14 protein-coding genes are annotated in these 14,023 nt (G+C 63.5%); 7 read left to right on the plus strand and 7 right to left on the minus strand.

Going from position 1 to position 14,023, the window contains the following annotated elements; all coding sequences use genetic code 11:
• Nucleotides 1–104 precede the first annotated feature (104 nt).
• The 6 genes from JGU72_RS13380 (at nucleotide 105) to JGU72_RS13410 (ending at nucleotide 6,733) form a co-directional block, all read left to right on the plus strand.
• Nucleotides 105–1,664, plus strand: coding sequence for a PucR family transcriptional regulator (locus tag JGU72_RS13380; RefSeq protein ID WP_307828425.1), 1,560 nt, complete (start codon nucleotides 105–107; stop codon nucleotides 1,662–1,664).
• Nucleotides 1,665–1,920: 256 nt separating this feature from the next.
• On the plus strand, nucleotides 1,921–2,241 hold the full coding sequence (locus tag JGU72_RS13385) for a 2Fe-2S iron-sulfur cluster-binding protein (protein WP_199684367.1): 321 nt from the start codon (nucleotides 1,921–1,923) through the stop codon (nucleotides 2,239–2,241).
• A 38-nt stretch (nucleotides 2,242–2,279) separates the two neighbouring features.
• Nucleotides 2,280–3,707 (plus strand): cytochrome P450, encoded by a 1,428-nt coding sequence (locus tag JGU72_RS13390; RefSeq protein ID WP_199684368.1) that lies wholly within the window; start codon nucleotides 2,280–2,282, stop codon nucleotides 3,705–3,707.
• 3 nt (nucleotides 3,708–3,710) lie between these two features.
• A complete protein-coding gene (locus JGU72_RS13395; protein ID WP_199684369.1) occupies nucleotides 3,711–4,946 on the plus strand; it encodes an NAD(P)/FAD-dependent oxidoreductase in 1,236 nt (411 codons plus the stop codon).
• A gap of 233 nt (nucleotides 4,947–5,179) precedes the next feature.
• Nucleotides 5,180–5,518 carry a hypothetical protein gene (locus tag JGU72_RS13400; protein WP_199684370.1) on the plus strand — a complete coding sequence of 113 codons (339 nt, stop codon included), beginning with the start codon at nucleotides 5,180–5,182 and terminating at the stop codon, nucleotides 5,516–5,518.
• A gap of 756 nt (nucleotides 5,519–6,274) precedes the next feature.
• Nucleotides 6,275–6,733, plus strand: coding sequence for a PaaI family thioesterase (locus JGU72_RS13410; RefSeq protein WP_199684371.1), 459 nt, complete (start codon nucleotides 6,275–6,277; stop codon nucleotides 6,731–6,733).
• A 21-nt stretch (nucleotides 6,734–6,754) separates the two neighbouring features.
• On the opposite strand, the gene JGU72_RS13415 is transcribed toward JGU72_RS13410, so the two are convergent.
• Nucleotides 6,755–7,663: a LysR substrate-binding domain-containing protein gene (locus JGU72_RS13415; protein ID WP_199684372.1), complete on the minus strand. Its 909-nt coding sequence runs from the start codon at nucleotides 7,661–7,663 to the stop codon at nucleotides 6,755–6,757.
• Between the two features lie 101 nt (nucleotides 7,664–7,764).
• Here JGU72_RS13415 and JGU72_RS13420 point away from each other — a divergent pair, with 101 nt between their 5' ends.
• Nucleotides 7,765–8,820 (plus strand): YeiH family protein, encoded by a 1,056-nt coding sequence (locus JGU72_RS13420; protein WP_199684373.1) that lies wholly within the window; start codon nucleotides 7,765–7,767, stop codon nucleotides 8,818–8,820.
• A 2-nt stretch (nucleotides 8,821–8,822) separates the two neighbouring features.
• Here the strand turns inward: JGU72_RS13420 and JGU72_RS13425 are convergent, their stop codons facing one another.
• From JGU72_RS13425 to JGU72_RS13450, 6 genes are all read right to left on the minus strand, one after another.
• Nucleotides 8,823–9,467 carry a 3-oxoacid CoA-transferase subunit B gene (locus JGU72_RS13425; protein WP_199684374.1) on the minus strand — a complete coding sequence of 215 codons (645 nt, stop codon included), beginning with the start codon at nucleotides 9,465–9,467 and terminating at the stop codon, nucleotides 8,823–8,825.
• Entirely contained in the window at nucleotides 9,464–10,210 is a 747-nt protein-coding gene (locus JGU72_RS13430; protein ID WP_199684375.1) for a CoA transferase subunit A, read from the minus strand. The genes JGU72_RS13425 and JGU72_RS13430 overlap by 4 nt, the downstream gene beginning before the upstream one ends.
• Nucleotides 10,207–10,791 carry an RBBP9/YdeN family alpha/beta hydrolase gene (locus JGU72_RS13435; protein WP_199684376.1) on the minus strand — a complete coding sequence of 195 codons (585 nt, stop codon included), beginning with the start codon at nucleotides 10,789–10,791 and terminating at the stop codon, nucleotides 10,207–10,209. The genes JGU72_RS13430 and JGU72_RS13435 overlap by 4 nt, the downstream gene beginning before the upstream one ends.
• 31 nt (nucleotides 10,792–10,822) lie before the next feature.
• Entirely contained in the window at nucleotides 10,823–11,527 is a 705-nt protein-coding gene (locus JGU72_RS13440; protein WP_199684377.1) for a hypothetical protein, read from the minus strand.
• A gap of 66 nt (nucleotides 11,528–11,593) precedes the next feature.
• Entirely contained in the window at nucleotides 11,594–12,928 is a 1,335-nt protein-coding gene (locus tag JGU72_RS13445; RefSeq protein WP_199684378.1) for an MFS transporter, read from the minus strand.
• A 14-nt stretch (nucleotides 12,929–12,942) separates the two neighbouring features.
• Nucleotides 12,943–13,995 carry a beta-keto acid cleavage family enzyme gene (locus JGU72_RS13450; protein WP_199684379.1) on the minus strand — a complete coding sequence of 351 codons (1,053 nt, stop codon included), beginning with the start codon at nucleotides 13,993–13,995 and terminating at the stop codon, nucleotides 12,943–12,945.
• Nucleotides 13,996–14,023 lie beyond the last annotated feature (28 nt).

A 14,023-nucleotide genomic window follows, 5' to 3' on the forward strand; every position in this document is an offset into this window, starting at 1 on the left:
GGCATGGCTCGATCGCATCGTCCCGAGCAACGGGCCTTCCGGACGGGGAAACCGTTTGACGACAATATGTATGTCATCTGCCATTCATGCATACACTTCGTAACATGACGACGACCGTCGCGGACATTATCGAGCTGCCTGTCATCCAGGCCGGGAAACCTGACGTATTGAGTTCGCAGGGTTTCGACACACCGGTCCGATGGGTCCACGTCAGCGATATCTCGGATCTGTCCCAGCTCCTCCAGGGCGGGGAGCTGGTCCTCACTACCGGCGCCGCGCTACGGCACTCGCCGCGGCGCTATCTCAACGGACTTGCGCAGGCGAAGGCGTTGGGCGTCGTCGTCGAACTCGGCAACCCGGACGTCCCGCTACCTCCGGGCACCGGCGACATCGCCGCCGAGCTCGGTCTCGCATTGATCGCGCTGCATCGCGTGATCCGGTTCGTCGACGTCACCGAGCACGTCCACCGCGCGATCGTCGCCGAGCAGTTCGCGGAGGTTGCGTTCGCGCGCAGCACCCACGAGATCTTCACCGAGCTAGGCATGAGGCGTGGTTCACCGGCCGACATCGTCGAGGCGACGGCACAACTGCTGGACGTGCCGATCGTGCTGGAGGACCTCGCGCATCAAGCGGTCGCGGTGGCTGCCGCAGGCCACGTCACCGCGGAGCTTCTGCAGGATTGGGAACGTCGATCGCGGTTGCGCGCCAGCCCGGGCACCGACCCGGCGGAAACGCAGGAGTGGGTATCGGTTCCCGTCGGTCGACGCAGTGAGGAATGGGGTCGTCTCATCGCCCTTCGGGCAATCGCGGCACCGCGCACCACGATGGTCCTCGAGCGCGCAGCGCAGGCGTTGGTGCTGCACAGAATGGCAGAGCGAGGTCGTTTCGACATCGAACATCAAGCACAAGCAGGACTGTTGGAAGAGGTTCTGCAGGAACGAATTCGCAGCGCGGACGACATCAGCGCTCGAGCATTCGCACTTGGCCTACGACCGGTCGCTTCGTATGTGCCCGCAGCTGTACGTTCCCGCGACTGGCCGCACGATTCCGACCCGGTCGCAGCCCGGCGACGCAGTACCCAGCTGCTCGATGCCGTCGTCCACGCGGTGAAAGCGGCTGGCCATACCGGCTTGTTCTGCATCCGCAGCCCCGGCGAAATAGGCATGGTCCTAGCTCTTCAGGTCGCCCGGGGACGGTCGCAGCAAGAGGTGCTCGACGCACTCGGCGACGCACTGCACCGCGGCCCCCGACGCCAAATCGGCTCGGAGGAAATCGTTTTTGGAATCGGCACGCCCCAGCGCGATCTCGTCGAAGCAATTCGCCGCATCAGCGAAGCAGGACACGTCGCCGAAGCGGCAGTGTCGATGCCGTCGAGCGGACGAACCTGTTTCCGCGTTGCTGACATACGCCTACGGGGGCTCGTATCACTTCTGCGCGGCGATCCGCGCGTACAGGCCTTCGCCGAAGCCGAGCTGCGAGCACTGATCCTGAACGACATCGTCTCCGGCGATCGAAACATCGAAATCTTGCGCGGATATCTCGATCTTGCGGGGAACAAATCCGCCCTCGCCAATCGGCTACATATGAGCAGGCCCGCGTTGTACGCAAACTCGCTCGAATCGAAGACATCCTCGGGGTCGACCTCAGCGAAGGCGAATCGATGACCTCGCTACACGTCGCCCTGCTTGTTTCCGAAGCACAACCGACTTCGGACAGGCGAAGTTGAGCTGTTGACACAACTCGCAACCCCGGCGGCACCTCGAGGGTCATCCGATCGCGAACTATCTTGGTGATTTTGTCGCGTAGTTAGACAAATCACTGCTATTGTAAAGTTCATTCCGCTTCAGATCGCATGCAGTTTCAAGGTGGCAACGTGGCCCATCGAGCCTCCCCTTGCCCCCGGCTATCAAAGGTAGGGACATGGGAACCATTACTTTCGTTTCACACGACGGCGAAGCGCACGAGGCTGAGATCGTCGAGGGAGATTCGTTGATGCAAATCGCGACCAGCAACGGCGTCGCGGGCATCGACGGCGACTGCGGCGGGGAATGTGCCTGCGGCACCTGTCACGTCATACTCGATCAAGAGTGGCTCAGCCGGACCGGCGAGCAGAATCCCGAAGAGCTGCAGATGCTCGATTTGACACCCGAGCGCGAAGTGACGTCGCGACTCGCATGCCAGGTCAGGGTGACCGAGGCGATGGACGGCATGACCGTCAAGCTCCCCGAATTCCAGATGTAGCCCGGATACTTTCAAGCCACGGCGAGGTAACTGAAATCATGAACGCAATCGATCGCGTCAAAAGTCGGGTCGAGTCGGCCAATCCGCTGCCCCTCGTAAGAAGCAAGGTCGAGGCGAACCTCCCGCTTCCCTTGCTGGTCCGCGGAGCGCATGCGTACAACCGCGCGCTACGCACCGTCTACAAGGGTGCGCGGCAACCGAAGTTCGTCGAGAAGCCGATTCCAGATGGTGCGACGGTGCCCCTCGCCGACATCGACATGAGCAACCCGTTCTTGTATCGCCAGGGGCAGTGGCTCTCGCACTTCAAGCGCCTGCGGGACGAGTCGCCGGTGCACTACCAGAAGAAGGGTCCGTTCGGCCCGTTCTGGTCGGTTACTCGTTACGACGACATCCTCGCCATGGACAAGAACCACCACCTGTTCTCGGCCGAGCCGTACATCATCATCGGCAAACCGCCCGCGGGTCTGGACGTTCGGATGTTCATCGCGATGGATCCGCCCAAGCACGACCAGCAGCGCAATGCCGTGCAGAGCGTCGTCGCGCCTAAGAACCTCAAGGAGTTCGAGGCTCTGATCCGAACGCGTGTGCAGGAAGTCCTCGACGGCCTGCCGGTCGGCGAGCCGTTCAACTGGGTAGACGCGGTCTCCAAAGACCTCACCGCGCGCATGCTCGCGACTCTGCTCGACTGGCCGCAGGAGGCTCGTAGCGAGCTGACCAAGATCGGCGACATGGGCGTCGGAGTGCCGGCGGTCGCCGGTGGCGACTCGGACATCGACGAGACCTTCGAAGATGGTGTGATCTACGCCGGGAAGCTGCTCGAGCTGTGGAACGACAAAAAGGCGCGAATCGAAGCGGGCGAGGCTCCCGGCTTCGACCTGCTGAGCCTGATGCTGACCGACCCGAGCACCAAAGACATGATGGACAAGCCGATGGAGCTCCTCGGCAATCTATTTCTCCTGATCATCGGCGGGAACGACACAACTCGGAACTCGATGTCGGGTGGCGTGTACGCCCTGAACAAGTACCCGGAGGAATTCGCCAAGCTCAAGGCGAATCCGAAGCTGATCCCGAGCGCGGTTTCGGAGATCATCCGCTGGCAGACGCCTCTGGCCTACATGGCCCGCCGCGCCAAGGAAGATACCGTCGTCGGTGGCAAGAAGATCCGCAAGGGCGACAAGCTCGTCATGTGGTACGCATCTGCCAACCGTGACGACAGGCACTTCGAGGAGCCTGACAAGCTCATCATCGATCGAAAGAACGTGCGCAACCACCTGGCGTTCGGCTTCGGCATTCACCGGTGCATGGGCAACCGACTCGCCGAGATGCAGTTGCGCATCCTCTGGGAGGAATTGCTCCAACGCTTCGAGGACATCGAGGTCGTCGAAGAGCCGGAGATCGTGCAGTCGACCTTCGTGCGCGGCTACTCGAAGCTGATGGTCAAGCTCACCAAGAAGCAGCAGGTCTGACCAGTGCGGGCGATCATTGTCGGGGCGAGCCATGCCGGCGCGCAGCTTTGTGCGAGCTTGCGCCAGGAAGGCTGGGATGGGGAGATCCTCGTCATCGGCGACGAGCCGGCGCTGCCTTATCACCGCCCGCCGCTGTCCAAGACCTACCTCGCGGGTAAGACGACTCTCGAGGAACTGCTGATTCGGCCGTCCGCGTTCTACGCGAAGAACGACATCACCTTTCGGCAGGCGACGGTCGTGAGCATCGATCGTCAAGCACATTCGATCACGCTGAGCGACGGCGAGGAAATCCGCTACGACAAGCTCGCGCTGTGTCTGGGTGCGAGACCGCGTCTCTTACAACTCGCGGGCTCGGAGTTGCCCGGCGTGCACTACCTGCGGGATGCCGCCGACATCGAGGCGATCCGTCGTGGGATCACCCCCGCCGGCCGCGTTGTCATTATCGGCGCCGGCTACATCGGTTTGGAGACCGCGGCTTCGCTGCGCAAACTGGGTGCTGAGGTGACCGTCTTGGAAAGCGCTGAACGCGTGCTGCAACGCGTAACTGCGCCGGAGGTGTCGGCTTTCTACGCCCGTGTGCATCGCGAAGAGGGCGTCGAATTGCGTACCGGCGTATCGATTTCGGCGATCGAGGGCGATGATCACGTCCGCGGTGTGCGTCTCGCTGATGGCGAGCTCATCGACGCCGATCTGGTCATCATCGGAATCGGCGTTGTCCCGAACACCGAACTCGCGGAGGCCGCCGGGCTGTCGGCGGACAACGGCATCATCATCGACGGCAAGGCAACTACCAGCGACCCCGACATTGTGGCCGCCGGCGACTGCACGAACAATTTCATGCCTCGCTACGACCGCCGCCTGCGTCTCGAGTCGGTGCCGAGTGCCGGCGAACAAGCGAAGGTCGCCGCCGCGACGATGTGCGGCAAGGACAAGAACATCAAGGCATTGCCGTGGTTCTGGTCCGATCAGTACGAACTCAAGCTGCAGATCGCCGGGCTCAACGAGGGCTACGACAGCGTCGTACTTCGTGGAGAGCCGGAAAATGGCCGCAGCTTCGCTTGCTTCTACTTCAAGGAAAGTGAGCTGATCGCCGCCGATTGCGTCAACCGGCCGCAGGAGTTCATGTTCAGTCGCCGGGTCATCGGTGAACGGATTCCGGTAGATCCGACCCAATTGGCGGATCCGGAAAGCTCGCTGAATGATCTACTCAAGGCAGCCCTAGCCCAGCAAAAAGTGTGACACGTTACTGAAACGTAGGGTCCACCGCGAGGTGCCGGCCAGGTGCCGGCGGCGTCTGGCATCAAGTGATTATTCGCGGCGATCAGCGTGGGCATGTCCGCGGCAATCAGTTCCCAGCCGTCTCCTAAGTCGGCGAGAGTATTTTTTTGGACTTCTCCGCTCGGACTGCATGATTCACCAGGCAGAGAAGCGGATTTGTGCTTAGGTGATGGGGACAATAGAGAGGACTCTCCATGACAACGAAGTCGTTGACGCACATACTTCTTGGTACTGCGGCGGCCGCAGCGTTGTCTCTCGGCTTTGCGCCGGGAGCATCCGCGCATCCGGCCGGGCCCTGGGGCGTGGAGGGGCCGTGCGTAGGGCAGACGCCGGACGAATGCCTTTGGAGCCCTTCAGAAGACGGCTTGACGTGGAGTCTGTACGGCCGCACGGCGCACTACGACAAACTCGGAAACTTCGTGTGCCAGACCGGCTACGTCCAGAGCGACGCCGCATACTGCGACACGCTGATGACGACGGTGCGAGCGTTGCCGCAACTGCCGATCGGCGACTGGATTTGGGTAGGCGCCTGAACTAGCGGAGTGCACGGGAATCGGCGCCAAGTAGCGGCCGATTCCCGAACGGTTGTGGCCCGAGCCGTAATACGTTGGCTCGGGCCATTTCAGTCAGCTCGATTAGTCAGGCGGTATTCATCGGGTTCGACGGACTCATCGGATTGAGCGGGCTCATCGGATTCGAAGGGTTCATCGGATTCGACTGGTTGGCCGGGTTCGCCGGATTCAATGGGCTGTTGGGGTTCGCCGGATTCGACGGGTTCAGCGGACTATTGGGGTCCGCGGGATTCGACGGGTCAGTCAGAGGGTCGTCGCTCGGCCCACTGGGAAGCGGGTTTTGCGGGGCGTTGGGCACAGCGACCCAAGGGCCGTTCGCGCAAATCGGGTTTCCCTGCGCGAGTATGCAACGAGGATCGTACGGACCCGACGGCGTAATTTGGCGAAATCCGACCGCGGTGGAGACCCCATCGCTCGCAGGAATCGCTTGCGCAGCACCGGTTGTGGCGGTCCAAGTGACGCCGACAAACACCGCAACCACGGCTGTTCGAATTATCGAATTGCGACCTCGCGAGGTCATCACCCTGCTCATCCGGCGCTCCCTACATGCAGGCCTGGAATGACCAGGCGGACCTGTACTCACCGGATTTTGTCACATTCGCATTTCGGCGGAGGTGAAACAGTCCGAGCGATTCTGTTGGCTCTCACCAAGGTTGCGGCAGAGGCACAATGGTCCTGTACCCGACCACCCATTACGGAGAGGAAAGGTAAGGAGTCATGAACGACAGCAATCAGGCCCGGTCGGGCCCCTTCTGGGACGGCGTCGATGGCCGGGCCCCGATCCCCCCGGCCGCCGCAACACTTGGATTCGAGTTCGTCGATTACGACGCCACGAAAGCCACCATCGAGGTCGCATTTACCGCAGGCCGCGAATTCACCAATCCGGTCGGCAACGTTCTAGGTGCCTTTCTGGCCGCAATGCTCTACGACACAGTCGGACCCGCTTTACTCGCGACTCTCGAACCGAACCAGTTTCAGTCGACGCTCGAGCTGAATACGAGCTTCCTGCGTCCGGTCCGACCCGGCCGAATCGTCGGGACCGGCCGAGTAGTTCACCGCGCCGGGGACGTCGCGCATCTTGACGGGAACCTCAAAGACGAGCACGGCACCCTGGTTGCGACGGCCACCGCCACCGCGCGCGTCATCGATCTCGACCAAGCCGCCTCGTCGGCGTGATTGTTGGCCGCTGCACGAGTCTCACTGCCGGTTTCGATTCTCCCGCAGAATCGATTTGAGCAGATCACCCGCCGGACCGCTCAGCCGACGAGGTTGGCGCCAGACTGCCCGCAGCGTCCGGGAAAGGTCGACCCCCTCGATGTCGACCACCGAAAGCTCCCCGGACGCAACCTGATCGGCGACCGCGAGGGTGCTCATCACGGCGGGGCCCACACCACCGAGCACGCTGGCGCGAATCGCGGCACTGCTGGCGAGCTCGAGCAGCGGCGCCGGCCGGTCGTACTCCTGCAGTGCCAGATCCAGGGTCCGCCGCGTTCCCGATCCGGGTTCGCGCGCTAGCAGCGGAGTCGCCGCGAGTTCGGCGACGGTGAGCGGCCGCCGGCGACGCGCCCATTTGTGGCTGGGGTGAACGACGACGATCAAGCGGTCCTTCGCAACGGTGATCTTGTTCAGGTGATCCGGCACCGCCGGACCTTCGACGAATCCGACGTCGCAGGACCTGTCGTCGATTCGGTCGAACACCTGCATCGAGTTGAGCATCTGCAGGTGGATGTGTACGTCGGAATTGGCTCGCCGGAATTCGCCCAGCCACTCGGGCAACAAGTATTCGGCGACAGTGAGACTGGACGCGATCGTCAACTCTGCTTCCTGTTCAACGCGCAGCGCGTCTGCCGCATCGACGAGTTGGCGCATGTCCGCGAGAACCTGACGAGCCCAGTGCACGATCACCGTGCCCTGCGCGGTCAACGTCGATCCGCGCGGACTGCGCTGCACGAGTGCCGTTCCAAACCGACTCTCGAGCTGCCGGATAGCCCTACTCGCGTTCGGCTGTGCCATACCGATCTGTCTGCTGGCAGCGCCGAGACTGCCGCGGTCGTCGATGCCGACCAGCAGTTCCAGCGTCGCCATCTCGGGCCATTCGCTACCCATGTCGGAAGTATATGAGCTGGAGCTGACACATATTGCTGTGATATCCATTCATGCTGAGATGCCGTCTACTGCCGGGTTCGGTTGTCGCGCAGTCTCGGAGCATGAGCAGTCAAGCGCTGGAACATGACCCGAACGATCTCGAAATCCGGCCGGCGCCGACACTCCGACGGGTTCGCGAGTCGGTCGATGCGCTCGCGCCGGGAATTGCCGTGTGCGCGGCGGTTGCCGCCGCAGTGCTGACCGTGAGCAGATTTCTGCCGACAGTGAGTCCGTTGCTGATCGCGATCCTGGTCGGCGCTGCGTTCGCCAATCTCGGCGGGTTGCCTTCTCGGTGCAAGCCCGGACTCACGTTCTGCGCGAAGCGGCTCTTGCGATTGGGAATCGCGCTGCTGGGCCTGCAGTTGATGTTCGGCGACATCCTTGCGCTCGGAATTCCGATGATTGCCGTTGTCGTCGCGATCGTTGTGCTCGGCATCGCCGGCACGATGTTCGTTGGCCGCCTGCTCGGTATCGGGTGGAAGCAACGGTTGCTGATCGCATGCGGCTTCTCCATCTGCGGCGCGGCTGCGGTTGCCGCCGTAGACGGTGTGGCGGACGCCAAGGAGGAGGAGGTCCTTACTGCGGTCGCACTCGTCGTCATGTTCGGCACCTGCATGATTCCCGCCGTGCCGCTCCTTGCTCGCCTCCTCGGGCTCGACGAACACGCCGCCGGAATGTGGGCCGGTGGGTCGATCCACGAGGTCGCTCAGGTCGTTGCTGCGGGCGGTGCAATCGGTGGCAGCGCACTCGCGGCGGCGGTCGTGGTCAAACTTGCCCGCGTCGTCCTTCTTGCCCCCGTCATCGCCGTGGTCAGCGCGCGCATGCGCCGAAACCGCGAGGCGGCCGACGACCGTCGACACCCCGCGCTGGTCCCCCTGTTTGTCGTCGGCTTCCTCGCATGTGCCGGGCTGCGCTCGGCCGGCGTGGTGCCGGGCAACGTTGTGGCCCTTGCATTGTCGGTCCAGACGGCCCTTCTGACTGCGGCAATGTTTGCACTGGGAGCGGGAGTGAATGTCGCGACGATCAGACGTGTGGGTCCGCGCCCGTTCGTCCTGGCGCTGATCTCGACAGTGTGGGTAGCCGGAATCGCCCTCGGCGGAGTGTTGCTCGCGGGATGACGTCATCGAGCTGGATTCGCCAGGGGCGCGTCCGTTGCCACGCGCACCGACTCTTCGGATACACCAGGCGCGCATTCCCGCAGGACAAGCCCGTTCGCACCGACGTCGATGACGGCGAGGTTCGTGATGATCCGCTGCACGACGGCCTGCCCGGTCAGTGGCAACGTGCAACGACGCACGATCTTGGCGGCGCCGAACTTGTCGGTGTGCTCCATCAGAACGATCACCCTGCGGGCACCGTGGACGAGGTCCATCGCGCCGCCCATCCCCTTGACCATGGCGCCGGGGACCATCCAGTTCGCCAGGTCGCCGGATTCGGAGACCTGCATCCCGCCGAGCACCGCGGTGTCGATATGCCCACCACGAATCATTCCGAACGAGAACGCGGAGTCGAAAAATGCCGCGCCGGGGTTCACGGTCACTGTTTCCTTGCCTGCGTTGATCAAATCGGCGTCGACGGCACTCTCTTCGGGATAAGCACCGGTTCCGAGAATCCCGTTCTCACTGTGCAAGACGATGTCGACGCCGGCCGGCAGGTGGTTGGGAATCGATGTGGGCAGACCTATTCCGAGGTTGACGTACTCCCCCGGGCGAAGTTCGGCAGCGGCGCGAGCTGCCATCTCGTTGCGCGTCCAGCCCGTTGTCATGCCGCTACCTCCGTGACTGTGCGTTTCTCGATCTGCTTGTCCTGTTTGCCGGTGTGCACAACCCGGTCGACAAAGACTCCGGGTAGATGTACTTGTCCGGGATCCAATTCGCCTGCCGGCACAAGGTTCTCGACCTGCGCGATGCAGATTCGACCAGCCATCGCGGCCAATGGGTTGAAATTTCTAGCAGCCTTGTCGAATACGAGGTTTCCTGCGGTGTCCCCGATGAGCGCGTGCACCAACGCGTAGTCGGTGGTTATCGATTCTTCGAGCACATGACGGTGCCCGCGGTATTCGCGAGTTTCCTTCGGCGGGGATGACACAGCCACCGACCCGTCGGGGTGGTACCGCCACGGCATACCGCCCTCGGCAACGGGGGTTCCGACACCGGCCGGTGTGAAGAAGGCGGGGATCCCGGACCCGCCGGCTCGAAGCTTTTCGGCGAGCGTGCCTTGCGGCGTCAGTTCTACTTCGAGTTCCCCCGACAAGTACTGTCGCGCGAACTCCGCGTTGTCGCCCACGTAGGACGCGATCACGCGTCGAATCTGCCTCTGCGCCAGCAGGAGTCCCAGCCCGTGCCCATCGGTGCCGCAATTGTTCGATACCACCATCAGATCTGTCGCGGCGATCGCGGCAATGAGTGCGTCGGGGATTCCACACAGACCGAATCCTCCGACCGCCAGCGAAGCGCCGCTCGGTATGTCGGCAACTGCCTCTGCCGCCGTCCGGTACACGCGCGTCACGCCGAGACCTCCGAATGCGTGTGGCCCATATCCTGCAGAAGTTGTTCTGCCCCTTCCCAATACCCGAAGCCGGCGGCCGGGTTCAAGTGGCCGACCGCACCCAGTTGCACGAGCCGACTGCCCCAGGCTTCTGCCAAGCCTGCTACTCGTCTGCCGCTCGCCAGTGGGTCGTTGCTACTGGCCGCAACCACGCTCGGGAAGGGCAGCCGCCGCCGTGGAATGGGATTCCAGCCGGCGCGGTCCAGTTGCTCGATTGTCGGATAGCCCTCGGGCAGTGGCTGTTCCAGGTCGGCGGGCGTTGCAAGGAGCGCGCCCACAATGGGACGCGCGGCGTGCTGCGCCCAGTGCACCGTCGTCATCACTCCAGCACTGTGTGCGACGAGGACGACAGGCCCGACGACGGACGTCAGGACCTCGTCGAGCGCGGCGACCTGGGCAGCGCGGCTGAGGCGATTCTGTTCGAGCGGTGGAACAGTGCGCGCGTTGCCGAGGCGTGTGGCCAGATGCGTCTGCCAATGGTCGGCGACGTGATCGCGTAGGCCGGGCACGATCACCACCGTCCGTGAAATGGTGTTATCCATGAATTTCCCCTGATCGTCGTCGAAGTGGTGGCTACCTGGGCGCAGCAGGAGCGAAGGGGGCGTTGATCGTGTCCTGGTATTGGATGAACGCCGCGATTGCCACCGGCGCGCCGACGAACATCGCGCCACCGACGACGCCGAGCGGTGCGAGTGCAGCCGCGCCGATGAGGCAGCCCGCCAAGGGTCCGGCTCCGAAAAGCATTGCCAGCGGGCCTGTTGCGATTCCGGCCGTGGTGCCGCCGACGAGGCAGCCGATCAGCCCGGTACCGATCGCACCGGCGATAGCTCCGGCCGCGGCGCCCGTGGTGATCGTTTGGGTCATTCGCGCCCATGCCGCCTGCTCACGTTCGTACGCGGTTCGCCAAGGCGCTTGATCCTGAAATGGCATAGCGACCGGCTTGTAGTACGCCCTGGCGGGATCCACCGACGGCGTCAACCGCGCGGTGTGGCCGTCGATCGTCGCATCGATCGGGAAAGCGATCTCGTCGACGTTGTATTCGAGCGGAACGCCGGCCAGGACGTCGCCGTTGGCCGACCGGATCTGGAACCGGCCGCCGTCCACGACGAGCGAACCTTGATCGATGCTGATCACCGCCGCCGCGCCGTCCTTGTAGGTCGTGTAGTGGACAGTCGGCGCCAGTTCGATATTCAGCGGTTCGGTATGGGCGGTGCCTGCGGTGCCAACCACTGCGGCCGCGACAATTGCTGCCGCACAAACGAATTTGGAAGTGATCATTGGAGTACCTTCGTGAGTGAATGAGCTGAAACGGGTCGGCCGGGGCTGTCCGGCCGACACGGACGATCAGTGGTGCGCAGATACCGTGCGCGTGGTCGCGGCGTCCAGTGCAGCGAGCTTGGCCAGTCCGCGAGGGTGCATGCGCTTGCCGAGTGCCATCGCCAGGGCCGCGGGAATGTAGGCCAGCGGTGCGAGTTGTAGTGCACCGAGCAGACCCAGGTCGTCGGCAAGAATTCCTACGACCATCGGCCCGAGGGCCAGACCCAGCAAGTTGTTCGCAAGGGTCAACGTGCCCATCGCGGAGGCCTGCACCGACTGATGAGACAGCCCTGCGACCATAGCCGCAGTCGTTCCCGACGAGCCGGCCGAGAAGAACGCGCCCACCGCGAGCAACGCCAGTTGTCCCGCACCGGTATCGAGACGAAAAGCAACGAGGAGAGATACGAGGCCGATTGCGCAGTACCCAACTCCCACAGTCCATTTGCGGGTGACGTCGGTGCGGCTGAGCCGGTCGGCGAAATAGCCGCAGCAGATCATCCCCGTGGCGATGAGCAATACGTAGATCGAGGCGATCACCGCCGCACGGTCGGCGGGATAGCCGTAAGTGCGGTTGAAAAAGCTCGGCAGCCAGGCGAGCATCACCGCGGCCGTGAACATCTGCAACCCGCCGCCCACGTAGGCGCAGAGCACAGCCGGGTTCGTGAAGAGGCTTGTAAACGGCGCCCGTTGAACGACGACTCCGGGTGCTGGACGGTGCACCAGGTGCTGTGCGACGCGACGTTCGGTGATGAGCAGTTTGAAGACCGCGGCGAGTAGGAGCCCGAGGACTGCCATCGCGGCGAACGACCACCGCCACCCGAACTGGGTCGCGATCACGCCGCCCATACTCACGCCGACAACCGAGCCGAACGAACCGCCTGCCATGAAGGCGCCCGACAGCGCAGCGTGCACACGGGGCGCAAACACGCTCAGTACCAATGCAATTCCCACGCTGCCATACGCGGCCTCACCGACACCCACCAGGAAGCGAGCGAACAGCATGTGCTCGTAGCCGGACGCGACAGCACACCCGAGGGTCGCGAAGCTCCACAGCACGGCCATCAGGACGAGACTGCGGACGCGACCCCACCGGTCGGCCAGAATCGAAATGGGCAGGGTAAGCAACCCGACCATCAGCGCGACGACCGAGGTCAGCGAAGCGAGCTGCGAATCGGTCAGCGACCAGTCGGTCTTGAGGAACGGGAACACGGCGCTGAGCACCTGCCGGGACATGTAGTCCGACAGCAACAGCGCGAATGCGAGAGCGAATACGGCCCACGGGAAGAACCGGCGCCCGGACGACGGCGTCCGGGCTACCGGCGGTCCTGCTGGCTCGCCCACCGAGGAGATGATGGCGGTCATTATCTCGTGTCCCGTCAGGCGTGGCCGGTGAAGCCGACCTGGCCCGGTGCGCGGTTCGGCGCGTAGCCAAGCTTGGCGAGGGTTTCGTCGACGGTCGAGTACTGCTCGCCGATCCGGTAGATATCGCGGGCTTCCTTGCCGTCCGCGACCTCACGGCCGAGTTCCTCGGCGATGCGGACCAGCTGCCGGACCTGATCGACCGACTTGATCTTCTGGCCCTTGCGGCCCCACAGCGTGTCTTCGTTGCCGCAACGCGGATGTAGGCCCATCGCTATCGCCATGGCGTTGACCGGCAGTACCGAGCGCATGAGTGTCTCGAGAGTCAGGATCGCGCCGTCGGGCACCCGCTTGACGAACTCCATGATGTTGTACGGGTTCGGGCCGTCGAAGCCGCCGCCGATGCCGACCCAGGTCACGTTGAACGGACCCATGTACGTGCCGCGCCGGATCAGCCGCTCCACGGTCTCGAGCTGCGGGATGGACGATAGCTGGAAGTGCGGCTGGATGCCCGCCGCAGCGAGACGGCGCAGGTGCTCCTCGACCCAGGCCGGGCCGGCGGGCACCGTCATCTCACGGTAGGTGTCGGACAACTCAGGGCGTGTCATGGACGTGCCGGCGATGTCGTCGTCGGTCATCAATTCCATGATGTTCATCTGGCTCGTATTGATAGCAATGGTGACTTGATCCGGCTTCGGATCCAGCTCGGCCAGCATGTGCCGCGTGTCGTCCGAAAGCCACTTGGCATCGGCTCCATCCCCCTCGGGCGCGAACGAAATCGAGCCGCCCACCTGCAGAATCATGTCCGGCACAGCCTCGCGCAGACCGGCCAGCAACTCGTTGAACTTCGAAAGTCGCTTGCTGCCCTTGCCGTCCATTTCGCGGACGTGAATGTGCAGAACAGTCGCGCCGGCGTCGTAACAGTCGACGGCCTGCTGCACGTGCTCCTCGATGGTGAGGGGCAGGTCTTCACGGAAGTCGTCGAGCTCCCATTCGGGGCCGTACGGCGCGCAGGTGATCACCAGTTTGTCCTGGACCTCGGGGAACAGGGCGTCGTCGTGGAAATGCATGGTCTCTCCTTGTGTTCGGTTGTGCGGT

The sequence above is a fragment of the Antrihabitans auranticaus genome (assembly GCF_016481275.1).
GTDB lineage: Bacteria > Actinomycetota > Actinomycetes > Mycobacteriales > Mycobacteriaceae > Antrihabitans.

Excerpts from the sequence above, each read along its gene's own strand:
- JGU72_RS13380 (WP_307828425.1), top strand. The coding sequence starts at position 105 with ATGACGACGACCGTCGCGGACATTATCGAGCTGCCTGTCATCCAGGCC.
- JGU72_RS13385 (WP_199684367.1), top strand. The coding sequence starts at position 1,921 with ATGGGAACCATTACTTTCGTTTCACACGACGGCGAAGCGCACGAGGCT.
- JGU72_RS13390 (WP_199684368.1), top strand. The coding sequence starts at position 2,280 with ATGAACGCAATCGATCGCGTCAAAAGTCGGGTCGAGTCGGCCAATCCG.
- JGU72_RS13400 (WP_199684370.1), top strand. The coding sequence starts at position 5,180 with ATGACAACGAAGTCGTTGACGCACATACTTCTTGGTACTGCGGCGGCC.
- JGU72_RS13410 (WP_199684371.1), top strand. The coding sequence starts at position 6,275 with ATGAACGACAGCAATCAGGCCCGGTCGGGCCCCTTCTGGGACGGCGTC.
- JGU72_RS13415 (WP_199684372.1), bottom strand. The coding sequence starts at position 7,663 with ATGGGTAGCGAATGGCCCGAGATGGCGACGCTGGAACTGCTGGTCGGC.
- JGU72_RS13420 (WP_199684373.1), top strand. The coding sequence starts at position 7,765 with ATGAGCAGTCAAGCGCTGGAACATGACCCGAACGATCTCGAAATCCGG.
- JGU72_RS13425 (WP_199684374.1), bottom strand. The coding sequence starts at position 9,467 with ATGACAACGGGCTGGACGCGCAACGAGATGGCAGCTCGCGCCGCTGCC.
- JGU72_RS13435 (WP_199684376.1), bottom strand. The coding sequence starts at position 10,791 with ATGGATAACACCATTTCACGGACGGTGGTGATCGTGCCCGGCCTACGC.
- JGU72_RS13440 (WP_199684377.1), bottom strand. The coding sequence starts at position 11,527 with ATGATCACTTCCAAATTCGTTTGTGCGGCAGCAATTGTCGCGGCCGCA.
- JGU72_RS13445 (WP_199684378.1), bottom strand. The coding sequence starts at position 12,928 with ATGACCGCCATCATCTCCTCGGTGGGCGAGCCAGCAGGACCGCCGGTA.
- JGU72_RS13450 (WP_199684379.1), bottom strand. The coding sequence starts at position 13,995 with ATGCATTTCCACGACGACGCCCTGTTCCCCGAGGTCCAGGACAAACTG.